We start from the raw sequence: 21311 nt of genomic DNA on the forward strand, positions 1-21311 counted from the left end.
TAAGAGCCGCCTTTGAGGGCGGTTTTCTTTGTTATATGTATCTTAAAGTGTCTGTTACATAAATGATGATTGTTTCATGTTGAATGTATCTGTTAATTATTTGAGCATGGAATGACACAAGTGAAGTAAAGGATAAATCTCATGATAGATGAAGAAAAACCCTTAAATTTTGATGATGATGAAGAGCCTCTTGATTTTGCAGATGAAGAATTTATCGATGATAAAAAAGAGGATGAGTTGTATAACAGTATTACCAAAGATGGCTCTAGTGTCGATCCGGCAGATGATGGTGAGCGACATATTCGACCTGAAGATGGCGATCCCATAGAAGTCGAAGAATAATCTATAGCCCAATTTTATATTGGGCATTTTAATTTCTAGTGTATTTGGTTGAACAACAACAAACCCTAGATGTTATTCAAAAATTATCATTAATGACTTAAAAAACATGAAAGTTAAGCAATGAGTCTAGAGATATGAGGCTATATATTTATTAAATTCTTATTCTCAGCCAGAAGTAAAACTATGAGTAATTATATTTATAAATTTGCCAACCAAATCAAATATAACGCTGTACCACCAATTAATGACGTTTTGCTCGCTTTTAGAACATTGAAAGCAATACCAGGTGGATTAACGTTGTTGTCAAAAGTTGTTAGCCGTGTTGCTCCATATTTTCAAACAGTAAATCCAATTATTCAAAAACTAGATGCTGACGTGTGTGAAGCTTTCATCAAAAAGAATAAATCAGTCGAAAATCACATAGGAACAGTTCACGTTATCGCCATATGTAATGGATTAGAATTTGTTATGGGTGTACTAACCGAAGCATCTATTCCTCAACATTTAAGATGGCTACCTAAAAGCATGAACGTAAATTATGTCGCCAAAGCCGATTCTGATATTAAAGTCGTCGCAACAATTGATGAAGAATGGAAAGTTGGCGATATGCAAATAAAAGTAAATGCCTATAGAGCAGATGGACAGCCTGTAGTTCAAGGGTATATTACACTTTGGGTTACAGAGAAAAAGTAAGATGACAGAGGATTAGATGCAAAAAATATTGGATTATCTTTGCAAGCTTTTTACTACCAAGTCTCGGTCACGTGCCGCTATAAATAGTCCGATTGCTACCGCAACAGACAATGGCAATGAGGAAATTGGTTTTGCGGTAGATGAGATGTTTCTGAGTCAGGAATGGGTAAATCATATTTGTAATTTTGAAGGATTAAGACTCAGTGCTTATGATGATGGCGTAGGTGTCTGGAGCATTGGTTATGGCACAACCAGATACCCAAACGGTTTGAGCGTTCAAAAAGGTGACACATGTACTCTTGAGCAGGCCAAAGCATATATGCAGCATGATTTGAAAATATTTGAGCGTGCAGTCAATGGCGCTGTAAAAGTTCCTTTAAAGCAAAATCAATTCGACGCATTAGTCTCACTAAGTTATAACATCGGGGCAGGAGCCTTTAAAAAATCGACCTTATTAAAAAAATTAAATTCAGGTGATTACAAAGGGGCCGCAAACCAATTTGATGTATGGGTAAACGCAGGCGGTAAGCGTTTGGCTGGATTGGTTAGACGCCGCGCTATTGAAAAGAAATTGTTTTTAGGATCGTAGAGTCTTTTTAATTTTTATAGGCTTTTATCAGAAAAGCCGTTCCGATCTTTAATAAAATCTAGGCATAAAAAAAGCCTGATGCTACGAATCAGGCTTCAGTATTCATCGACAATAGGAGTTGATGAACAAGACCAATCTAACAGACCTGTTCAGTAAAGGCAAACCGAGGCTTGAATTGCTGAGTCAGATCAAAGTAATTTTTCCAAATTAAACACATTAAAAAAGCCCTTGCTCAAAAGCGAAGGGCTTAGTCATTCATTGATCTACCAATTAACTATATAAGGCTCATCTCATACTAAGGTCAGTATATCTGAAATTGGAGCAACTGAGAAGAAAACCTTATAAATACCTTTTTCATTCTATTTAAACTTAATTTATTTGAGCGTATAGCAAGTTACATCATTGGTAAATCAATACACAAAACTTGCACTTTGCATTTTTATGGATGTGCTATTTGTGTAGGCTCTGATTGGCTTAGGAAATAAAACAATAGCTATCTTTTAAAGGTTCAGTATAAAGTTTTGAACATATTGAAGACATCAGGAGCTAGAGGTAAGCAGGGAAGTAAATATGAATTTAATTAGATTAGAAGAACTATCATTGATGAGTAATGCGGTTTTAACACCTCAATTAAACAATTGGCCATGTATACAATCAGCAAATTTAGAAGATGCTGATTGTCAGAAGCATAGAGATAGTTTTTCCGAACAATCTGATAAAAAATTTTATAAAGAATGGCGTAAAGCACAAAAGAAAATACTGAAAAGTATTCCGAGTAATGCTGTTTTACTCAGCATTAAAGAGATGGTGTAGTTAGACACGAGACAAGTTTATAAAGATATAAATTACAAGGATAAGCTGTTAGCTAAATAACTTTACGTAGGTACACTTGTTAGTCATAACTTATTCTAGAGATATTAATAATAAGCAAATTACATAAGGTAAGACAAACAAATAGAAAATAATAAAAAGGGCAATTCTGTAGAGGTAATTTTTATGGTTAATCTTCATCAGAAATCACTTTTTGATGTTCTGACTCAACATCAAGCTTATCTATATCGAGCATCTTCAAGATCGGTCAATGAACTTCTTAATTTATTTAATTCCGAAACAGTTAACATGCTTACTAAACTAAGTAAGCTGTTAGATGAGCTAAATGAAAAGGAAAAAACTGCATTGGCGGGTGGGCTTTACTCAACAGTCCCATTAAAAGAGATACGTGCACTGATTTCTCAGTGGTTTAATACCACTAACGATAAGCTCATTGAAACTTTTACCATCTCTGCTGTGGCATTGGCTGTCTATGAAGCCAAATATATGTCAAAAGTTTTTGGTGGCAAACATAAAGAATTAAAAGGTGAACAGCTCTATAAAGCTGCTAAACGTGTTCCTTTAGCAGGTGGAGCATTGGTGGATGAGTTACTTTCTACAATTGCAGAGGTCGCCCGTCAAAGAGTGGAGTATGCAATTCGGGATGGCCTCAATACTGGAGCGACGAATCAACAAATTATTCAAAGGATTCTAGGGACTAAACGCCTTAAATATGAAGATGGACTACTAAATAGCTCTAAGATTGATATTGAGCGAACTGTGCGTACGATTCGAAGTCATATATCCAATCAGGCTTATTTAAACAGCTATAAACAGTTAAAGTTTGAATATGTTAGATTTGTAAGTGTGCTTGATGGTAGAACCTCAAAAGTATGTGCAGCCCTTGATAGTAGTGTGTGGAATATCAATGATCCTACAAAAAAAGTTCCGCCTTTGCATCCTCATTGCCGCAGTATTTTAGTTCCAACTCATGAAGATGGTCAGCTAGTCGGCAGCCGAGCCTTCATTATGGATGAGAGAAAATTTAGGGATATTCCTAAAAATGAACGTGAACAATTAATTGGCCAATTAGATGCAAATATGTCATTTAAAGAGTTTTTTAAACTAACAGATGATTTTTTTCAAAAAGAGTGGTTAGGGCCTAAAAGATATCAACTATATAAAGAAGGGCAATTCGACTTTGATAAGTTTTTTGACCCAGAAGGACGGTTATATACACTTGAGGAGCTTAAAGAACTTGATGAGCGAGCTTTTAAAGTATTGGGATTGTGAGAGAGTAGAAGTATTAGAAATAGGATTTTATCTTGAACAACTTTTTTAGTTTTAACTAAATACACACACTTAAACAATTAGTTGAAAAAAGTTTCAATAATCTAGCCAGATAGCATGTTAAGTTTTTCTCAATCATAAAAATTTAGAAAGGATCAAAACATGAAATTTTCCTACCAAGATCTTGCTGGAAATAATATTGAAGTGGAATGCGAAAGTTATATTCATATTCCATCAGGAGCAGCTGGAAAATCTACAGAAGCTGGCAATTATCATATTACTGAAAATTTCAGCTTCTATAAAAAAACTCAAGCTGATTCTGTGCCTATCTATCGATTTGCTATTGATCGTAATTCTAATGTTTTTAATAGCGATGAACTGCCAGCATTAGCTCAAATTGGTAAAGACTGGAAAAATTTAGACTAGTCTTTAACTCAGCATAAAGCCCTCAGTCGAGGGTTTTTAATGTACCTTAAATGAGTTATTTCTTTTTAAATACAAGCGTTAAGCCTATTAAAATTGCAATCATTCCTATTAAGCCTGCAAGCGGCAACTTGTTTTTTAAAATTAAAAAATCTAGAAGTGCAGTAACAACAGGGACTAAATAAAATAGGCTTGTTACATTTACAAGATTGCCCTGATTTAGAAGACGGTAAAGTAAAAGTTGAGCAACCACAGAAATTAAAATTCCAAGGAATAAGACCGAAATAATGAGTTGTGAATTCCACGTTATTTCAAAATGTTCAAATGGAACTATAAATAAACAAACTACAAGGCTAACTACATATTGGAGCGGTAAAACATCTGTAGGGGCTTGTTGAATGTTTTTTTGCATGATGGCACCAAAAGTTATACAGATCAGTGCTGCTAAGGCAAAGAATATGCCGATTGGAGCGATAAAAGACATAGTTAAGCTTTTCCACACTAAAAGTATGAGTCCGGCTAAAGCAATCAATAGACCTAATAATCTCTCTTTTTGTAAATTCTTTTCTAAAAGACAAAGCGTCAAGATCGGCTGTATTCCCATGATTGTGGCCATTAAACCAGGGGTGACTCCGTGAGCCATGGCTTTAAAATAACAAATTGAATAACCTGCAATAATCAGGAGTCCAGTTAATAAAACTTGCTTTCGAGTTCCATGCTTAGGTAAAAGTCTTTTTCTAAAAATAGCAATTAACAATAGAACAAACAAAGCTGTGGCAAAGCGCAGAATTAATAATGCTATAGGTGAGGCACTGTCGAGTCCCCATCGAGTAAAAATCGCAGCACTTCCCCAAAGTAAAACGAAAGTGGATGTCGCACTTTGTGACGCAAGCATCTGTTTATTTAGGCGCATAAAACCTCCTCCTAGTGCGTAATACCTAAGAAATACGAAGTGATAAAATTGTTAGTAAGGACAGTGATTAACGAGTTATTCAGTTGTTAATCAATTTACTGTTAGCGACGTTAAAAATAAATTGTTTTAACTTCTTATAAGCTCAGTATGAAAGAGACAATAAATAAAGAAAAGCGCATAATTCTTTTATATACTATTTGAAAATCGAATAGATAAATTCTAATGACTTTAAAAAATTTACAGATTGATTGGCTAAAGTGTTTTGTCACCGTAGTAGATACAGGCTCTTTATCAAACGCAGCACCTGAGTTATATCGGTCACAGTCAGCTGTTAGCATGCAACTAAAAAAACTTGAAGAAGCTCTACATTGCCAACTTTTAATACGAACGCACCGACAAATTGAATTAACGTCTCAAGGACAGCTGCTTTTAGGTTATGCGCGCCGTATTCTCGACTTACATGCAGAAGCCCAAATGGCATTTCACGGAGATGAGCTGAAGGGGCGTATACGCCTTGGGGTGCCCGATGATTATGCTGCAAAATATTTAACGCCCGTACTGAAGCGTTTTGCTCCACGTTATGGAGGTGTTGAAATTGAATTAATTTGTGAGCAGTCTACTTCGTTAATACCACGCGTAGAAAGTGGAGATATAGACCTCGCATTAATTTCGAGAGATAACGCTCGTCAAGGAACACTTTTATTTCATGAACCAATGGTGTGGGTAGGCTCTCCACAGTTTGAACTCTGGCGAGAAGATCCACTCCCAATTGCAGTTTATGAAAGTACAAGTCAAGCCAAAAAGAGTGCTATTAATTCTTTGGCCTTACAGGGACGCCGTTATCGGGTGGTATACAACAGTTCAAGTTTAGCTGGTCAAATTGCAGCGGTGGAAAGTGGTTTAGCAATTGCCGTGTTCACACAGTGTAGTGCACCTGAGCATTTAACTATTTTAAGTGCTGATCATGGCTTAGGACCTTTAGAACCTATGGAGGTCGCTGTTTATCGGAGTCGGGCATCTTTGGAGTCTAAAGCTGTAGATCACTTATATGACTTACTCCTCAAAACGCTCAGGCATTCAGTTAATATTTAATTTAAGTTTATGTTAGGTGCTCGGCTTTGAACTTGTTGAGTTAAATTTAAATGAGCGCTTAAAGTCAAAACTAAATAGCTTTACATTTTTGCGCTAAATCTACAAAAAAGCCTAGAAACCTATGCTGATCGTAAAACTAATAAAAAGTATTTATTAACTCATCAATCTAAACAATTCATGAGGTGAAACATGACAAAAATTATAGCGACCTTGGGTTTAGCCGCCTTTATTTCTTTGAGTGTGAGTGCTTGCCAAGGTGAAAACGACACAAAACAGCAAGATAAAACCACAACTCCTCATTCAATGGATAAAGATTCATAATCTAGTTGAATGCTCAAAGCCCATCGTAAGATGGGTTTTTTTTATATCTTTTTATTTTTGTCTTAAAGCGTGATTTGTAACACAAAATATTTATTTTTAATGGTGCTGTTCAAAATATGTTGACTAATACACTTGGTTTTAAATATATTTAAATTAGAAACTCATTATTTTAAATAGAACTCTATATTTAAAATAAATTGGTTCAAATATCCTCAGATCAGAAATTTAACCTTTAAGTTTGATTATAAAAATATTAACTAATCAAGGAGGTAAGTATGGACGCTAAATTTCATTCTGAAAATGAATATGGTTTTATTTTAAATATATTGAACAACTATGTTGTTATAAAGAAGACATTAAAAGATGATCATTATCCTTATGATTCATTTGGTTATCTTCTTGCTCTTTATCAACCACTAAAAGTCTATATTCCTCAGCTTCCACATCCAAAAATTTATATTGAGGTTGGTGGAATTTCTTATGACAGAATGATTGTTATGCAAACCGAGGATGAGACAGAAGCCATAAATATTTTATTGAATTTAGGACAACTTGTTGCTTAACAATGAAGTGATATTTTAATGCTGAGTTTAATTTACTTAAGAAAAAGCTTTCTTAAGTAAATTCACGAAAAAATAAAGGCCATAAAATAGTTGTTGGAAAAGAGAACTTAAAGAAATTTTTTAATGTTACTATTTATTCTCATTAAACAAAGAACTTAATAAGATACAAAAAGCCACAAAAGCTAAATCTATAACTTTAAAAGAATTTGTTTATATAACTAAGAATGTTAAAAAGTAGGTAATCGTCATGAAAAAAATACTTTTAACAGCATTGGCTGGATTTGCTTTATTAGGAAGTAGTGCTGTGATGGCTAAACCAGATGCTGCTTTATTAAAAGAAGCAACAAAAAATGTAGCCACAGTGTCCAAAGTAAAAACTTTGGCTGATGAATCTGGAGTAACTTTAACTGGTACGATCGTAAAGCATATTGCTGGGGATCATTTTGAGTTAAAAGATGCTACGGGTTCAATCATAATTGACATTGATGATGACTTATGGAAACCTCTTGAACTAAAAGCAGGGGATAAAGTACGTGTCGTTGGTGAGGTAGATAAGCATAGAGTTAAGCCTACCGATATTGAAGTTTTCCAAATTGAGCGTGTTAAATAAAAGCTAATATTTTAAGTAAATATTGTTCAAAACCAATGAAAAAGAAAACTCCTATTTTTAGGAGTTTTCTTTTGAAGATAGTAAGTTTTTATTATTGCGTTGCATTAAAAGCCTCATGGTATTTGACATTAGCTTTTGGAATATTGCCCGAGAAAGTTAGAGCCTGAAAATATTCACTTGGTACATCAGGCAAAATTAGCTCAGGATAATTTTTAAAACCAAATCGGCTGTAATAATTTGGATCACCTAATAAAACACATCCTTGAGTGCCAAGTTGTTTTAATTTTTCTAGTGATTTATTGATGAGAAGAGAGCCAACACCGCATCCTTGTTTATTTGGATGAACTGAGATAGGACCTAAACCATACCAACCTATTTCGCCTGAGCTAATCTCAACCGGAGAAATAGCAATATGTCCAATAATAGACTCATCTTCAATTGCAACTAGAGAAATAGTAAGTTGTCCGTGATCTCTTAGACTATTAACAATAAAATGCTCGGTATGACTTGTGTGCTCAGCATTTTGAAAAGCTGCTTTTGTCAATTCTTCAATGGCTTCAATATCTTCGGCTTGCTCATCACGAATAATAATATTCATTAAAAATTCTTCCAGACTTATAGATTATTCATATACTTTAACTTTTAAATAATTATTGAAAAGAAAGATAATTTAGATTTCTAAGATACTTTATTTGTTACTGGTTATAAAAAGCAACTACTACTCATCAAACTCATACATAAAGTAAAATTTTATAAAAATCATTTTTAATATAATCATTGTAAAAATAATTTCGAGGGTCAATAAATTGAGAAAAATCATTAAAACATTATTACTATCTACGCTTATTTCAGCTACTTCATTCACTATCTATGCCAAAAATACTGAGCAAAAAGTTAATTTTTTACAAAGTTCACCACATACCACTTTAACTGGAAAATTTCAGGGCTACGACGATGTAAGATATAGAATTTATGCAAAAAAAGGCCAAATATTAAAATTTGATATCAATAGTCTGGGGAATTTAGCCTACATTAATATTTTTGCACCTGGTAAAAAACCAGGTAAAGATAATGCATTATTGATTGGCTCAACCATAGGTTTTAAAGGAGAGCTTACTTTACCAACCGATGGTGATTATATTATTCAGGTTTATCAAATGCGTAATAGTGCTCGTAAAAATAAAACTGTCAAATATAATCTAGATCTCGAATTATTAAATAACGTAAAAAAATAATAACTGATGGAATTTACTAGCTCTCAAATGAGAACTAGTAAATTTGAAACTTAGTATATTACTAACGATTACGTTAAGGAAAATGACTCATGAATGCCCGAGCTTTCAACAAACAGTTGATCGTGTGAAACGAGCAATACCGCACCTTCATAACTCTGAATTGCATGAGCGAGTAACTCCCTAGATTCAATATCTAAGTGATTTTCGGGTTCATCTAATAACAGAAGTTCAGGTGTAGGTTTTATCTGACTAAGGGCCAATAAAGCTACTTTTAATTTTTCACCACCACTTAACTGAGATAATAGTTGGGTACCTTTATCCCCACGAATTCGAAGTTGACCTAGCAAATTTCTCCATTCGAGTTCTGAAAGTTCATCATTCATGTGAGATAAATTTTCAATAACAGTGATTTCATCACACAAAAAGCTAAAGTTCTGGTCGAGATAGAAACACTCTACAGATAAGTGAATGCTGTCACAGGGTTGATTGTTTTGTGCATGAATTGCCTTAAGTAAAGTTGATTTTCCAATACCATTTTGTCCTGTTATGTGAATTTTTTCAGCTGCTTGTACAGCTAGGTCGATGGGTTTTTGAGTACCATGTTTCAGTTTCAACTTTTTAATCCGCAGAATTTCACCAGATTTCTTATGAAAAGACGGGAAGACAAAATGTTGAGGTTTAACGGTTTCGAGAAGCAATTTCTTATCTTTTAAATCATTTTGACTGTTCGAAATCTGACGTTGGTGTTGAGACTGTATAGCAGCAATGCTTTGGCCTGCTTGTTCCTTTTTAAAGTCGAGCAAAATCTTGGCTTGAGAATTTGATTCTCTTAATTTATTTCCAGCACGCTCACGTTTTTGAGCTTTCATTAATACATCATGTTGCTTTTGCTTCATGTGTTTAACTTCACGTTGGTTCTGTTGAATAGATTGCTCTAGAGCTGCAATATTGGTTTGATACTGCCCATAAAATTTTTCATAGTTTCCGGTGGTGTGATGTAGACCATGTTCATTTAAATGATAAATATGGTCGACTTCATTTAATAAATTCCGATCATGGCTAATGATAAGACTACCTGCCGGGTGTTTTTTTAAATGATCGATTAACCATTGTCTAGATTCCTGATCTAGATGATTACTAGGCTCATCAAGTAATAGATAGTGGTCTGATTTTAAAAATAAACAGCTTAAAGCCAACTTGGTTTTTTGGCCTTCACTTAAATTTTTAACTGGGAAATCTAAATCTGTTGGTAGACCAGCAGATTCTAAGAGGTTGTTCCATAAAGTGGGCAGGTCCCATTTACCTTCCAATAAATCATAATCATCGAAGTCGGCATTACCTTGTTCAACTCTTTTAAAAGCATCGTAAATATCTAAGATATCTAAGGCTTCAGCAATCGTCAGTGCTGTCAAACGATGCAATTGAGGTAAATACGCATGTTTTACATGCCAGGATATTTGCCCTGATGTAACAACTGAATCTAATGCAAGCGTCTCATTTAAAAATTGCATAAGCAAAGATTTGCCTTGGCCATTACGACCAATTAGGGCAGATACCTGATTCGATTCAAGACTAAAATTTAGATGCTTAAACATTACCTTTGAAGGGAACTCTAAGGTAAGTTGCGATATTACACATGCCTGCTGAGTCATAAAAAAAACCTCATAAATACAGGATGTACAAAATAGGAGAATGATAATTTTTAATAGAGACGGTAAATCACAAAAATAGTCTATTTTGCACATCAAAAAAAGAAAAAATTGATGAGAAAAAAGACTTACTTCATTGGCGTGACTCACGAAATTGATGGAATAGTGAACTATTCTATAGGGTTTTTTAGTGGGTGTAAAATTTCTATAAGTTATTTTATTAAAAAACCCAATCATAGGATTGGGTTTTTATCTTTCAAGAATTTTACTCTTTTACGACTAAAACTTGAATCTTGGTGCTATTTAAAACATCTTGAGCAAAGCTACCCAAAATTAGTTTTTGGAAACCTTTACGACCATGCGAACCAATCACAATCAAATCAGAACCTAAGTCTTCTACGGCTTTCAAAATACCATCTGAAGAAATTTCACCTTGGATGATTTGAGTCTCTGCATCAATGCCTTCTTCAGCACATAAAGCTTTAACTTTTGCGAGAGTTTTTTCTGCATTAGCACGTGCTTCAACAAAATAATCTTTTACAACAGGTGAGATGTAATAAAAATCTACGCCACTAAAAGGATCTACCGCAACCAAACTAATGGCGGTCAATTTACTACCAAATGCTTTTGCAATGTGAGCTGCTTGTCGAGCTGCTGCTAAAGAAATCTCAGAACCATCTACTGGTACAATAATATGTTGGTAATTCATGATGTTATTCCTCTTATTTACAGTTGTTATATGTATGAAGCTTTTATCAATTAAAGATTAACATATTTCATTCTGTGGAGACATCTATTCAATTAAAAGTAATTGAAATTAAACAAATTATATATAAATCAAATATTTGAATTGATTGCTTTGCTGATTTTGAACTGATAAGTATGCTGTAGACCAATAATTGTTAATATTTACATGAAAATTACAAAAAATTACGGTTCATATTTCTGTCATAAAGAAGCCGTATAACAAAATAGTAAATTAAAGGGGGGCTAAGAAAGATGGCAGATTTAACAGCAAAGAAAGTCAATAAACTCATTGAAGAGTTTAGTCAAACAGGTAAAGAACCTCAAAAGTTAATCATTGGCTACAAAACTTATGCAAGACTGATGACTGAAGATAAATTTGTAGAAAAAGTTGTTCCTTCACTAGAAGACTCAAAAGAACGCTTATATAAAAACTTAAAAATTAAACTTGTGACTGAAAAACATTATTTTGAAATTAAATAAAACTTATGTGAACTTCATCACTCTCTATTAAACTAAATTAACATTAAATAAGTTTAATAACATTATTAATGTATGATGATACAAATTAATAGTGTAACCAACATTTGAAAACAGCAATCGTTTATAAACTCGATAGAATAAATTGCTTTTATTTTAAGTAGTGGAATAAATTGAAATGCCAACAATCAGTGTAATTATTTTTTATATTTTAGCTATATTAGGCGGTATAACAATTGTTTATGGATTAATCAGTTTAAGTGTTTTTTTAATTACAATCGGATTGGCTCTATTATTTGCAGCACTTTTATTAAAAAAAGAATTTAAAATAGATATTTTATTTTGGCAATAAATATAATATTTATTTGTAATTTAATTTATTTATAAACGTATTTCGATATAACTGACATAAAAAAATGTCAGTTTTTAAAAGATTAAATTAAATTTTTGTAGAGATATGTGGTTAATAATGTTTTTTGATCAAAATAATTACAATAAAATATAAAAGTAAGAAATTTAAAATTTATTTAAGTATTTAAAAATAAAAAAGTTTCAATTAGGATAAAAGTAAAGTAGTAAGACCATTTTAGCTATTAAACAATAACAAAGTGAGGTAGGCATGACTTATAAGTATGAGTATGCAGGGTTCTGGTTAAGATTTGGCGCAATGATTATTGATAGTCTTATTCTTTGTTTAGCGATTATTCCAGCCGCATGGATTTTTTATCGGGGAGATTACGACTTAGTATTTGCTACAGGCTTAAGTAGTCAGCCACAAAATTATTGGTTCGACTTAATTGTGAACTACGCATTTCCTTTTTTATATTCAATCTTATGTTGGTTGTATTTTGCAGGTACACCCGGCAAACGTTTGATGCGCTTAAAAGTTTTAGATGAAAAAACAGGTAATAAGCTCACAGTCATGCAAAGTATTATTCGATATATTGGCTATATTCCATCAATTTTAGTATTTGGTATTGGTCTTTTTTGGGTGGCATTTGACGCTAAAAAACAAGGCTGGCACGACAAAATGGCAAAATCAGTCGTAGTAAGAGAGTTATAAGAAACCATACTAAAAAGCGTTCATAGCATTGAAAGTAGAGAGCTATGAACGCTTTTTTTATTCGCTTTTTTTGGCTTTAAATTTGAGAACAACAAATACAATAATTCCGACAACCAATCCCCAAAATGCTGAGCCGATCCCGAAGAATTGAATACCCGAAGCACTACATAAAAAGGTAAATAATGCAGCTTCACGTTCTTCAATTTGAGCAAAAGCAATCGCAATGTTGTGGCTGATCGTACCAAGTAATGCAATACCCGCTAAAGCTACAATAAAAATATGAGGGAAAGACATTAATAAACTTGTAAGTGTTGTGGCAAACAAACCCATTAAGATGTAGAAAAACCCACAGCTTATACCTGCAATATAACGTTTGCTTGGGTCAGGATGAACTTGGTCATCTAAGCTTACAGCGGCACTAATCGCAGCAATATTGACGCTATAACAGCCAAACGGTGCAAGCACAACTTGGGTTAAACCTGTCCAGCCAATGAGTTGATTCACGTGTGGTTTGTAGCCATAACTTTTGATCATGGCAATACCCGGTAAATATTGAGAAGCCATACTAATCACAAACAGTGGCAGTGCTAAACCCAAAAGTGCTGACCAGCTAAAGTCAGGACTAATCCAAACAGGTTTTGCTAAAGACCACTGAACTGTAGGCATATGAAATTCTAAAAAGACAGGGCATAGGGCAATACCTGCAATTACGGTAAATACAATGCTATAACGCGGCCATAATCTTTTTGTAATGACATAAATGCTAAGTAAGGACAAAACAAATGCCCAATCATTTTGTAAACTTCCGAAAAGTGAAATACCAAATTTGAGTAGAACGCCTGCAAGCATGGCACTTGTTAAACTTTGAGGAATGTATGACAGTGCTTTTTGAAAAATACCTGAAAAGCCTAAAATAGTTGTTAATAAACCACCAACTAAAAAAGCACCAATCGCTTCATTTAAACTATATCCACTACCTGTTGCCATAATTAAAGCAAGACCTGCGGTTGACCACGCCGTCGCTACAGGATATTTAAATTTCCAAGAAAGAATGAGTCCTGATAAGCCAATACCCAAACCCAAAGCCCAAAACCATGAAGTGATTTGTGCAGGTGAAGCACCTAAAGCTTGAGCCGCCTGAATTACTAAAACGGCCGAAACACTAATACCAATGAGAAAGGTAATAAAACCAGCAAATACTGCTGGAATTGAAAAATCTTGAAGAATTTTTTGCATGATACGTGTTCTAAATCCAAGAAAAATTAATAGGCTTCTGCCATTGCTTCCAGTTGGGGTGAATTTAACAATTTTTTTTAAGAAGGTGCTTTCTATTTTTAGGTTAAATAATAAATAATATTTTAAAATTATAAAATAATGCTATTATTTATTTCATAAATAACAATGAATCAAGAATATTATTCTATGGAAGAGAAAGCCGAAAATTTAACACCATTAGAACTGAAAATTATGCGCGCCTTACAAGAAAATGGGCGTTTAAGTAATTCTGAATTGGCAAAACTTGTAGGTATTAGTACATCATCTTGTTGGAATCATACTCAGCGTCTTTTTAAGATTGGAGCAATCTTGGATGTCCGTGCTCGGATCAATCCCAATACGGTTCAACGTGGTACTGTGGTGTTAGTTGGAGTGGTTTTGGACCGTTCAACCCCTGACAGCTTTCAAGCATTTGAACAAGCATCGGGTGATTTGGAAAATGTTTTAGAGTGTTATCTGGTGGCGGGAGAAGTCGATTATTTTCTAAAAATTCGTGTTAAAGATTTAGCTGCGTTTAACCGATTTCATAGTGAAAAGATTATTGCCTTACCCGGAGTAAGACAAGTCAGAACTTTTTTTGTACTTAGTGAAGTTAAAACAGATGGCATGCTGGACTTTTAGCAGTTCATGATGTTTTAACTTTCCAATGCAAAAGCTTATTAGAGTAAAAATAATTAAATCGTTGAGGTTGCTAGTTTTAAACCAAATCCAAAAAATAGAATTCCTACTAAAAAGATACCGCTTGCTGCAATTTTATGGTTCTCTTTAAAAAATGCCGAGAGTTTAATTCCAGAGAAGATTAATGCAGTTAAATAACTAAAGCTAATGATCTGTAAAATAATTGCTAAAATTAAAAAGCTCAGAGCAGGATAAGCATAATCTGGTTCAACAAATTGAACAAAGAAAGAGAGGAAAAATAAAATCGCTTTAGGGTTGAGTAAACTAATACTGAGTGCTGTTTTATAAGGATGAACTTTATCTAAAGCAGGTAAATCAGCCATTTCTGGTTGAGTTTGATTACGTTGTTTCCAGCGTTGAATACTGCCTTGCAACAGTTTAAAACCTAAATAAGATAAATAAAGTGCACCTGTTAATTTAAGAATGACAAATACCCATGGGAATGCCTTAAGAAGAGACGCAGCTCCGAGTACTGTACATAGCATTAAAATAAGGTCACCGGTGAAAATACCGAATGCACCCATATATCCGGTTTTAATACCATAGCGCGAAGCGATTGACATCACATAAAGAGAATTGGGCCCCGGCAATAACACAATTAGGAATGTACCAATAATATATGTTGTTAAATCTGTTATGCCGAACACGAGAAACCCAATAAAAAACCGATTTTTATCATGATAACAAAAATCGGCAATTTTGTATGAAAAGTGCAGTTTTTTAAGATTTTATTTCCGCATCAATTCCAAAAGACTGACGTAACAAAAGGCTTAATTGGTCACGTGCTTTAATGAATCCATCAACACCGCCTTGTAGAAGCTGGAATGCCATTAAGTCATGGTTAAGTTCATCTTTAAAACTTTGCTCATCTTGAGCTGGTCTAACAATCGCTTCTGCTTGTTTTGCTTGAGATGCATCAAGTGCTGCATCGACTGTACGGTTATCTTGTTCAAGCTGGGTAAGTAAGCTTGGTGAGATGGTTAGCAAATCACATCCAGCTAGACCAAGCACTTGATCTATACTACGGAAGCTCGCACCCATCACTTGAGTTGGAATATTTTGCTGCTTGTAGTAAGTGTAGATTTTCTTAACTGAAACTACGCCTGGGTCTTTTTCGATTGGGTAAGCGTCTACACCTTCAGCTTTTTTGTACCAGTCTAAGATACGGCCTACGAATGGTGAGATTAAAGTCACTTTTGCATCTGCACACGCTTGGGCTTGATGCAAACCGAAAAGGAGAGTGAGGTTACAAGCAATTCCTTCAGCTTCGAGCACTTTGGCAGCTTGAATACCTTCCCAAGTCGACGCGATTTTAATCAGAATGCGAGACTGATCAATACCATAACCTTTGTAAAGTTCACATAATTCATGGGCTTTTTGAATGGTTGCGTCAGTGTCATATGAAAGAGCAGCATCAACTTCCGTTGAAACACGGCCTTCAATCAGTTTTAAAATTTCTACACCAAATTTTACGGTTAAAATATCAATGGTTCTTTCGATTAACTCATCGTTGCTATAGCCTTCTTCTTTGGCTTGATAATAAGCATCTTCAATGAGCTCTTTACTTTCTGGTTGTTCTGCTGCTGCCGTAATCAATGAAGGATTAGTCGTTGCGTCTAATGGACGGAATTTACGAATTGCATCAAGGTCACTACTGTCGGCAACTACGGTCGTTAATGTTTTTAATTGGTCAAGTGCTGTATGAGTCATTGATATTCAACATCTTCGGTAATAAATCTTATCTTTTCTTTATAGCACAAAGTCTATTCATGCTGTCGATATATCAATTGTTATATTTCAAAGAAAAACGTTTAGGTTCTGCATCTAATTTGAAATATTTTTAAGGTAGTGGTTGCATTCGTTGCTTACGGATATGTTCAATCAAAAATCTAGCAGCGGCACCGAGTTCACTTTCTCGACTCCATACCAAGTCGACATAATATTCAAATCGGGGGGTGAAATCTAATAAATCCAATACCTTAAGTTTATTTTTTAATTCAGGATTTTCTTTAAACATTTCTTGAGGAAGTACACCCCAACCCAAATTGCGCAAGATCATTAAACAAGCAGAGTGGTGGTTGTCGGTGCGCCAATAGTGTTTTGAAAATAATAATTCTGGTTTTAAAGTCTCATCTCGGCTTGCAACTACTATTTGTCGTGTAGTGAGAATCTGCTCATAAGAAACCTGATTTTGGCTTGCGAGAGGATGGCTATTTGAAATAACTGGAATTAAAGCCTCACGTTTAAGCTCTACAAATTGTTCTCTGTTATCTAGATGCTCACGTTCAAACATCAGTGCAAGTTGTGCAGACCCATCTAATAACATTTGCAGAGCATCTTCTTGTGGAGCAGACACAATATTAATTTGTAGGTCAGGGAAACGACTCTCTAAAAGACAAATATAGTCGGTCCAATTGGTATGTAAAAGTTCAGACACAATCACAATAGTTAAATTAGCTTCTAACCCTGTACTTAAGGCGTGAGCATGCTGTTTCCATTGATTCATCTCAATCAAAAGCTGAGAGGTCTTTTCATATAAAACCCGTGCTTCGTCAGTAGGGATAGGTTCGCGGCCTTTGCGGTCGAATAGAGTTAAGTCCAGATCAATTTCTAAGTTGGCAATAGACATGCTGACAGCCGAAGGAACTTTGCCAAGTTTACGTGCTGCTGCTGAAAAGGATCCTGTTTCAATCACGGCCTGAAACATGAGTAGTTGTTCTTGATTAATATTCATCTGTCAAAAAAACTGAAAGAACCTGATTGGATTAATCAATATTATAAAAATAAAATACACATTATCCAAGTAATTATTGAGTATTTAAAAATGTTGATTTCCAAGAGAAGACTCATTCATGCAATCAGTTATGAAGGAATTTTATTGGTCATCATTGCGATTGCATTAAGTTTTATTTTTGATATGCCGATGGAAGTAACAGGAACACTCGGTGTGTTTATGGCAGTGGTTTCAGTTTTCTGGAACATGATTTTTAACCACTATTTTGAAAAAGTAGAGCATAAATATAATTGGGAAAGAACGATCCCTGTACGGATTTTACATGCGATTGGTTTTGAAGGTGGGTTGTTGCTTGCAACAGTACCGATGATTGCCTATATGCTCCAGATGAGTGTCATTGATGCATTTATTTTAGACATTGGCTTAACTTTATGTATTTTGGTTTATACCTTTATTTTCCAGTGGTGCTATGACCATATTGAAGATAAATTTTTCCCAGATGCAAAAGCTGCATCACTTCATTAAGCCAATATACTGAAATGAAAATAAGCACCCAAATGGGTGCTTATTTTATTAGGTCGATAAATAGAAATTATTTTTCTACAATCGCAACCACACCTTCACCACCTGCTGTACAGATAGAGATTAATGCACGGCCTGAACCTTTTTCATTAATCAATTTAGCAGCAGTTGCTAAGATACGACCACCAGTTGCAGCAAATGGATGGCCTGCACCTAAAGATGAACCATTTACGTTTAGTTTAGAGCGGTCAATTGAACCCAAAGGTGCGTCTAAACCAAGACGTTCTTTACAGAATTTTTCATCTTCCCAAGCTTTCAAAGTAGATAACACTTGAGATGCGAATGCTTCATGAATTTCGTAGAAATCGAAATCTTGAAGTTTAAGGTTAGCACGCTTAAGCATACGAGGTACTGCATAAGCAGGAGCCATTAACAAACCTTCTTTAGGGCCGCTCTTACCAATAAAGTCAACAGCTGCTGTTTCAGAGAAAGAGAGATAAGCTAAAACTTCATGCCCGTTTTCTTTTGCCCATTCTTCAGAAGCAAGCAATACCACAGAAGCACCGTCAGTTAACGGAGTTGAGTTACCTGCTGTCATTGTTGCAGTTTCGCCTTTACCGAAAACTGGTTTTAATTTAGCAAGTTTTTCAACTGTACTATCAGGACGTAAGTTGTTGTCACGGTTAAGACCTAAGAATGGAGTCATTAAGTCATCAAAGAAACCACGCTCATAAGCAGCAGCAAGTTTTTGATGGCTGCTTGCAGCTAGCTCGTCTTGTGCTTCGCGAGTGATACCCCATTCTAAAGCAGTGATTGCTTGGTGCTCACCCATTGAAAGGCCAGTACGTGGTTCACCGTTGCTTGGTGCATCAAGAAGCTTTTTAAAATCAATTTTTGTTAAAGCTTTAAGGCGGTCTTTACCTGTTTTAGCTACATTGAGCTCAAGTAAAACTTTACGTAAACCATCACCCACAGCGATAGGAGCGTCAGAAGTTGTATCTACGCCACCTGCAATACCTACATCGATTTGACCAAGCGCAATTTTGTTTGCAACTACAAACGCTGCTTGTAAACCTGTACCACAAGCAATTTGAATGTCATAAGCAGGAGTTTCAGGAGCAAGATCTGTGCTCAATACAACTTCGCGAGTCATATTAAAGTCACGGCTGTGTTTTAAAACAGCACCAGCAACGACTTCACCAATACGCTTACCTTGTAAGTTAAAGCGCTCAACCAAACCATTCAATGCTGCTGTCAGCATGTCAGAATTTGACGCTTTGAAATAAGCAGTATTTGAACGTGCAAATGGAATACGGTTGCCACCAATAATTGCAACGCGGCGAACAGTGTTTTGGCTCATGGTTTTATCCTGTTGAACAGAAGTTTTGGTTTTTGTTGCTTTTGGTGCTGCAGCTACATTTGAAGATGTAGACGAGGTTTCTGAAGCAGCGCTCTTGGTACGAGGGCTACGTGCAGGTGCAGTCGTTGAACGAGTACGTGTCGTTTTTGATGTATTAGTTGCTGCTTTAGGAGTAGTGCTGTTACGCTTAGCCGTGTTAGAAGCCGACTTTGATGTATTTGACACTTTTTCCTGAGCAGAATTCTCGACTGCTGGATTTTCTTGAGTTGTTTTGCTCATAAGGCTTTTCCAAGCATAATAACGATATTCTTGTAAGCTACCTTAACACAATTCAAATAGACCTGTATTGACTAGAATGACATTGTAGATAGCATTCAGGTCAAGACATCCAAAGATGAAGTCAAGTATGATTTGGAGTAACTCTAATGAACGACTGCTTTCATATTGTTTCTATCCATCTCATAACATAATGAAGCCTGTCGTAGAAAATTCATTTCTTTGAGAGATAATAATCATGACTGATCAATACCAAGCATTTACACAATCTCCTATTGGTAAATTCGTTGTTAAAAATCTGGGTTTACCATCGCCAGTTGTATTAGAGCGTTTTGAAAGTGCTCAGCCAGTAGTGAATGGTGCAGTATTGGTTGGCGCAGCGCCGTCAAGTGTATTGTCTGGTGCGATTGCACAAGTACTTAGCAATGTTCATGCAGATAGCTATGTAGGCAATAACGTTGCTTTGCAACAAGAAGCTGCAAAAGTTGGTTTAAATTTACGTCCGTTCAATGCAGGCGACAAAGAATCAAAATTCAAAGCAGTTGTATTTGATGCATCTGGTATTCAAAACTCAGAACAGTTAAATGAACTTTATAAATTCTTTAACCCGATTGCACGTCAAGTTGCGACTTCTGGTCGAGTGATTGTGATTGGTACAACTCCTGAAACTGCGAAAACTGTAAAACAAGCGATTGCTCAGCGTGCACTTGAAGGCTTTATCAAATCTGTAGGTAAAGAATTTAAAAAGGGTATTACCGCTCAAGTTGTTTATGTAGATGAAGGTGCTGCTGCAAATCTTGAATCAACATTACGTTTCTTACTTTCACCACGTTCAGCTTATGTATCTGGTCAAGTGATTCGTGTATCTAAAGCAGATGTAGTTGATGTTGATTGGGCAAAACCACTTGCTGGAAAAACTGCGTTAGTAACTGGTGCAAGCCGTGGTATTGGTGAGGCGATTGCACATGTGTTGGCGCGTGACGGCGCGCATGTTATTTGTTTAGACGTACCACAACAACAAGCTGACCTTGACCGTGTAGCAGCTGACATTGGCGGTTCTACATTGGCAATTGACATTACAGCTGCTGATGCGGGCGAAAAAATTAAAGCTGCTGCGGCAAAACAAGGCGGTTTAGATATTATCGTTCATAACGCAGGTATTACACGTGACAAAACTTTGGCAAACATGAAGCCAGAGCTTTGGGATTTGGTAATTAATATTAACTTGTCTGCTGCTGAACGCGTAAATGACTACTTGTTAGAAAACGATGGTCTAAATGCAAATGGCCGTATTGTTTGTGTATCATCAATTAGCGGTATTGCTGGTAACCTTGGTCAAACCAACTATGCTGCATCAAAAGCTGGTGTAATTGGTCTAGTTAAATTTACTGCGCCTATCTTAAAAAATGGTATTACCATTAACGCAGTAGCACCTGGCTTTATCGAAACTCAAATGACTGCTGCGATTCCATTTGCAATTCGTGAAGCTGGTCGCCGTATGAACTCAATGCAACAAGGTGGTTTACCTGTTGATGTAGCAGAAACGATTGCATGGTTTGCATCAACTGCTTCTACAGGCGTAAACGGCAACGTTGTACGAGTGTGTGGTCAAAGCTTGTTGGGCGCTTAAGCACTTTTAGCTAAATAGG

26 protein-coding genes and 1 pseudogene are annotated in these 21311 nt (G+C 35.4%); 18 read left to right on the forward strand and 9 right to left on the reverse strand.

Annotated features, from left to right (window positions below; genetic code table 11):
• Window positions 1-141 precede the first annotated feature (141 nt).
• From JGE69_RS08115 to JGE69_RS08140, 6 genes are all read left to right on the forward strand, one after another.
• Entirely contained in the window at window positions 142-342 is a 201-nt protein-coding gene (locus JGE69_RS08115) for a hypothetical protein (RefSeq protein ID WP_002114613.1), read from the forward strand.
• Window positions 343-525: 183 nt separating this feature from the next.
• Window positions 526-1035 (forward strand): hotdog fold domain-containing protein, encoded by a 510-nt coding sequence (locus JGE69_RS08120; RefSeq protein WP_199112817.1) that lies wholly within the window; start codon window positions 526-528, stop codon window positions 1033-1035.
• A gap of 16 nt (window positions 1036-1051) precedes the next feature.
• On the forward strand, window positions 1052-1624 hold the full coding sequence (locus JGE69_RS08125; RefSeq protein ID WP_199112816.1) for a lysozyme: 573 nt from the start codon (window positions 1052-1054) through the stop codon (window positions 1622-1624).
• A gap of 570 nt (window positions 1625-2194) precedes the next feature.
• Window positions 2195-2437: a hypothetical protein gene (locus tag JGE69_RS08130; protein ID WP_199112815.1), complete on the forward strand. Its 243-nt coding sequence runs from the start codon at window positions 2195-2197 to the stop codon at window positions 2435-2437.
• 183 nt (window positions 2438-2620) lie between these two features.
• On the forward strand, window positions 2621-3727 hold the full coding sequence (locus JGE69_RS08135) for a minor capsid protein (protein ID WP_199112814.1): 1107 nt from the start codon (window positions 2621-2623) through the stop codon (window positions 3725-3727).
• Window positions 3728-3886: 159 nt separating this feature from the next.
• Complete coding sequence (locus JGE69_RS08140; RefSeq protein WP_199112813.1) at window positions 3887-4150, forward strand: hypothetical protein; 264 nt, start codon at window positions 3887-3889, stop codon at window positions 4148-4150.
• A 55-nt stretch (window positions 4151-4205) separates the two neighbouring features.
• On the opposite strand, the gene JGE69_RS08145 is transcribed toward JGE69_RS08140, so the two are convergent.
• Window positions 4206-5060 carry a DMT family transporter gene (locus JGE69_RS08145; protein WP_060466570.1) on the reverse strand — a complete coding sequence of 285 codons (855 nt, stop codon included), beginning with the start codon at window positions 5058-5060 and terminating at the stop codon, window positions 4206-4208.
• Between the two features lie 222 nt (window positions 5061-5282).
• Here JGE69_RS08145 and JGE69_RS08150 point away from each other — a divergent pair, with 222 nt between their 5' ends.
• The 4 genes from JGE69_RS08150 to JGE69_RS08165 all read left to right on the forward strand — a co-directional run bounded on the left by JGE69_RS08150 (window position 5283) and on the right by JGE69_RS08165 (window position 7646).
• Entirely contained in the window at window positions 5283-6152 is an 870-nt protein-coding gene (locus JGE69_RS08150; RefSeq protein WP_057062364.1) for a LysR family transcriptional regulator, read from the forward strand.
• Between the two features lie 189 nt (window positions 6153-6341).
• A complete protein-coding gene (locus JGE69_RS08155) occupies window positions 6342-6473 on the forward strand; it encodes a hypothetical protein (protein WP_002114618.1) in 132 nt (43 codons plus the stop codon).
• A gap of 275 nt (window positions 6474-6748) precedes the next feature.
• Complete coding sequence (locus JGE69_RS08160; RefSeq protein ID WP_017398397.1) at window positions 6749-7036, forward strand: hypothetical protein; 288 nt, start codon at window positions 6749-6751, stop codon at window positions 7034-7036.
• A gap of 247 nt (window positions 7037-7283) precedes the next feature.
• On the forward strand, window positions 7284-7646 hold the full coding sequence (locus JGE69_RS08165; protein WP_060466572.1) for a NirD/YgiW/YdeI family stress tolerance protein: 363 nt from the start codon (window positions 7284-7286) through the stop codon (window positions 7644-7646).
• A 91-nt stretch (window positions 7647-7737) separates the two neighbouring features.
• Here the strand turns inward: JGE69_RS08165 and JGE69_RS08170 are convergent, their stop codons facing one another.
• Window positions 7738-8244 (reverse strand): GNAT family N-acetyltransferase, encoded by a 507-nt coding sequence (locus JGE69_RS08170; RefSeq protein WP_060466573.1) that lies wholly within the window; start codon window positions 8242-8244, stop codon window positions 7738-7740.
• A 54-nt stretch (window positions 8245-8298) separates the two neighbouring features.
• Here JGE69_RS08170 and JGE69_RS08175 point away from each other — a divergent pair.
• Both JGE69_RS08175 and JGE69_RS08180 read left to right on the forward strand, forming a co-directional pair.
• A pseudogene (locus JGE69_RS08175) lies at window positions 8299-8415 on the forward strand (hypothetical protein).
• Between the two features lie 37 nt (window positions 8416-8452).
• A complete protein-coding gene (locus tag JGE69_RS08180) occupies window positions 8453-8881 on the forward strand; it encodes a DNA breaking-rejoining protein (protein WP_199112812.1) in 429 nt (142 codons plus the stop codon).
• Between the two features lie 68 nt (window positions 8882-8949).
• Here the strand turns inward: JGE69_RS08180 and JGE69_RS08185 are convergent, their stop codons facing one another.
• Together JGE69_RS08185 and JGE69_RS08190 are read right to left on the reverse strand one after the other, a co-directional pair.
• A complete protein-coding gene (locus JGE69_RS08185; protein ID WP_199112810.1) occupies window positions 8950-10533 on the reverse strand; it encodes an ATP-binding cassette domain-containing protein in 1584 nt (527 codons plus the stop codon).
• Between the two features lie 262 nt (window positions 10534-10795).
• Window positions 10796-11239 (reverse strand): universal stress protein, encoded by a 444-nt coding sequence (locus tag JGE69_RS08190; RefSeq protein ID WP_002115225.1) that lies wholly within the window; start codon window positions 11237-11239, stop codon window positions 10796-10798.
• A gap of 290 nt (window positions 11240-11529) precedes the next feature.
• On the opposite strand from JGE69_RS08190, the gene JGE69_RS08195 reads away from it, so the two are divergent.
• The 3 genes from JGE69_RS08195 to JGE69_RS08205 all read left to right on the forward strand — a co-directional run bounded on the left by JGE69_RS08195 (window position 11530) and on the right by JGE69_RS08205 (window position 12817).
• Window positions 11530-11757 carry a hypothetical protein gene (locus JGE69_RS08195; RefSeq protein WP_199112809.1) on the forward strand — a complete coding sequence of 76 codons (228 nt, stop codon included), beginning with the start codon at window positions 11530-11532 and terminating at the stop codon, window positions 11755-11757.
• 175 nt (window positions 11758-11932) lie between these two features.
• Window positions 11933-12106 carry a hypothetical protein gene (locus tag JGE69_RS08200; RefSeq protein ID WP_005068723.1) on the forward strand — a complete coding sequence of 58 codons (174 nt, stop codon included), beginning with the start codon at window positions 11933-11935 and terminating at the stop codon, window positions 12104-12106.
• A 267-nt stretch (window positions 12107-12373) separates the two neighbouring features.
• Window positions 12374-12817, forward strand: a complete 444-nt coding sequence (locus tag JGE69_RS08205) for an RDD family protein (protein ID WP_002115195.1) — start codon at window positions 12374-12376, stop codon at window positions 12815-12817.
• Between the two features lie 57 nt (window positions 12818-12874).
• Here JGE69_RS08205 and JGE69_RS08210 read toward each other — a convergent pair whose 3' ends face one another.
• Window positions 12875-14053, reverse strand: a complete 1179-nt coding sequence (locus tag JGE69_RS08210; RefSeq protein WP_199112808.1) for a benzoate/H(+) symporter BenE family transporter — start codon at window positions 14051-14053, stop codon at window positions 12875-12877.
• A gap of 186 nt (window positions 14054-14239) precedes the next feature.
• Here JGE69_RS08210 and JGE69_RS08215 point away from each other — a divergent pair, with 186 nt between their 5' ends.
• Window positions 14240-14713 (forward strand): Lrp/AsnC family transcriptional regulator, encoded by a 474-nt coding sequence (locus JGE69_RS08215; RefSeq protein WP_199112803.1) that lies wholly within the window; start codon window positions 14240-14242, stop codon window positions 14711-14713.
• Between the two features lie 53 nt (window positions 14714-14766).
• Here JGE69_RS08215 and leuE read toward each other — a convergent pair whose 3' ends face one another.
• The 3 genes from leuE to JGE69_RS08230 form a co-directional block, all read right to left on the reverse strand.
• Window positions 14767-15417: a leucine efflux protein LeuE gene (leuE, locus tag JGE69_RS08220; protein WP_016803130.1), complete on the reverse strand. Its 651-nt coding sequence runs from the start codon at window positions 15415-15417 to the stop codon at window positions 14767-14769.
• Window positions 15418-15490: 73 nt separating this feature from the next.
• A complete protein-coding gene (gene tal, locus JGE69_RS08225; RefSeq protein ID WP_162285091.1) occupies window positions 15491-16480 on the reverse strand; it encodes a transaldolase in 990 nt (329 codons plus the stop codon).
• Window positions 16481-16610: 130 nt separating this feature from the next.
• Window positions 16611-17504, reverse strand: coding sequence for a LysR family transcriptional regulator (locus tag JGE69_RS08230; protein WP_199112801.1), 894 nt, complete (start codon window positions 17502-17504; stop codon window positions 16611-16613).
• Between the two features lie 90 nt (window positions 17505-17594).
• On the opposite strand from JGE69_RS08230, the gene aceI reads away from it, so the two are divergent.
• Window positions 17595-18029, forward strand: coding sequence for a chlorhexidine efflux PACE transporter AceI (gene aceI, locus JGE69_RS08235; protein ID WP_139841498.1), 435 nt, complete (start codon window positions 17595-17597; stop codon window positions 18027-18029).
• Between the two features lie 67 nt (window positions 18030-18096).
• Here the strand turns inward: aceI and JGE69_RS08240 are convergent, their stop codons facing one another.
• Entirely contained in the window at window positions 18097-19665 is a 1569-nt protein-coding gene (locus JGE69_RS08240; RefSeq protein ID WP_199112799.1) for an acetyl-CoA C-acetyltransferase, read from the reverse strand.
• Window positions 19666-19900: 235 nt separating this feature from the next.
• Here JGE69_RS08240 and JGE69_RS08245 point away from each other — a divergent pair, with 235 nt between their 5' ends.
• Window positions 19901-21292, forward strand: a complete 1392-nt coding sequence (locus JGE69_RS08245; RefSeq protein WP_016145715.1) for a 3-oxoacyl-ACP reductase — start codon at window positions 19901-19903, stop codon at window positions 21290-21292.
• Window positions 21293-21311 lie beyond the last annotated feature (19 nt).

This window comes from Acinetobacter sp. C13 (assembly GCF_016809775.1).
Lineage (GTDB): Bacteria > Pseudomonadota > Gammaproteobacteria > Pseudomonadales > Moraxellaceae > Acinetobacter > Acinetobacter pittii.

Bases quoted from the DNA above. Each gene is read 5' to 3' on its own strand.
- JGE69_RS08115 (WP_002114613.1), top strand. From the start codon at position 142: ATGATAGATGAAGAAAAACCCTTAAATTTTGATGATGATGAAGAGCCT.
- JGE69_RS08120 (WP_199112817.1), top strand. From the start codon at position 526: ATGAGTAATTATATTTATAAATTTGCCAACCAAATCAAATATAACGCT.
- JGE69_RS08125 (WP_199112816.1), top strand. From the start codon at position 1,052: ATGCAAAAAATATTGGATTATCTTTGCAAGCTTTTTACTACCAAGTCT.
- JGE69_RS08130 (WP_199112815.1), top strand. From the start codon at position 2,195: ATGAATTTAATTAGATTAGAAGAACTATCATTGATGAGTAATGCGGTT.
- JGE69_RS08135 (WP_199112814.1), top strand. From the start codon at position 2,621: ATGGTTAATCTTCATCAGAAATCACTTTTTGATGTTCTGACTCAACAT.
- JGE69_RS08140 (WP_199112813.1), top strand. From the start codon at position 3,887: ATGAAATTTTCCTACCAAGATCTTGCTGGAAATAATATTGAAGTGGAA.
- JGE69_RS08145 (WP_060466570.1), bottom strand. From the start codon at position 5,060: ATGCGCCTAAATAAACAGATGCTTGCGTCACAAAGTGCGACATCCACT.
- JGE69_RS08150 (WP_057062364.1), top strand. From the start codon at position 5,283: ATGACTTTAAAAAATTTACAGATTGATTGGCTAAAGTGTTTTGTCACC.
- JGE69_RS08155 (WP_002114618.1), top strand. From the start codon at position 6,342: ATGACAAAAATTATAGCGACCTTGGGTTTAGCCGCCTTTATTTCTTTG.
- JGE69_RS08160 (WP_017398397.1), top strand. From the start codon at position 6,749: ATGGACGCTAAATTTCATTCTGAAAATGAATATGGTTTTATTTTAAAT.
- JGE69_RS08165 (WP_060466572.1), top strand. From the start codon at position 7,284: ATGAAAAAAATACTTTTAACAGCATTGGCTGGATTTGCTTTATTAGGA.
- JGE69_RS08170 (WP_060466573.1), bottom strand. From the start codon at position 8,244: ATGAATATTATTATTCGTGATGAGCAAGCCGAAGATATTGAAGCCATT.
- JGE69_RS08185 (WP_199112810.1), bottom strand. From the start codon at position 10,533: ATGACTCAGCAGGCATGTGTAATATCGCAACTTACCTTAGAGTTCCCT.
- JGE69_RS08190 (WP_002115225.1), bottom strand. From the start codon at position 11,239: ATGAATTACCAACATATTATTGTACCAGTAGATGGTTCTGAGATTTCT.
- JGE69_RS08195 (WP_199112809.1), top strand. From the start codon at position 11,530: ATGGCAGATTTAACAGCAAAGAAAGTCAATAAACTCATTGAAGAGTTT.
- JGE69_RS08200 (WP_005068723.1), top strand. From the start codon at position 11,933: ATGCCAACAATCAGTGTAATTATTTTTTATATTTTAGCTATATTAGGC.
- JGE69_RS08205 (WP_002115195.1), top strand. From the start codon at position 12,374: ATGACTTATAAGTATGAGTATGCAGGGTTCTGGTTAAGATTTGGCGCA.
- JGE69_RS08210 (WP_199112808.1), bottom strand. From the start codon at position 14,053: ATGCAAAAAATTCTTCAAGATTTTTCAATTCCAGCAGTATTTGCTGGT.
- JGE69_RS08215 (WP_199112803.1), top strand. From the start codon at position 14,240: ATGGAAGAGAAAGCCGAAAATTTAACACCATTAGAACTGAAAATTATG.
- tal (WP_162285091.1), bottom strand. From the start codon at position 16,480: ATGACTCATACAGCACTTGACCAATTAAAAACATTAACGACCGTAGTT.
- JGE69_RS08230 (WP_199112801.1), bottom strand. From the start codon at position 17,504: ATGAATATTAATCAAGAACAACTACTCATGTTTCAGGCCGTGATTGAA.
- aceI (WP_139841498.1), top strand. From the start codon at position 17,595: ATGTTGATTTCCAAGAGAAGACTCATTCATGCAATCAGTTATGAAGGA.
- JGE69_RS08240 (WP_199112799.1), bottom strand. From the start codon at position 19,665: ATGAGCAAAACAACTCAAGAAAATCCAGCAGTCGAGAATTCTGCTCAG.
- JGE69_RS08245 (WP_016145715.1), top strand. From the start codon at position 19,901: ATGACTGATCAATACCAAGCATTTACACAATCTCCTATTGGTAAATTC.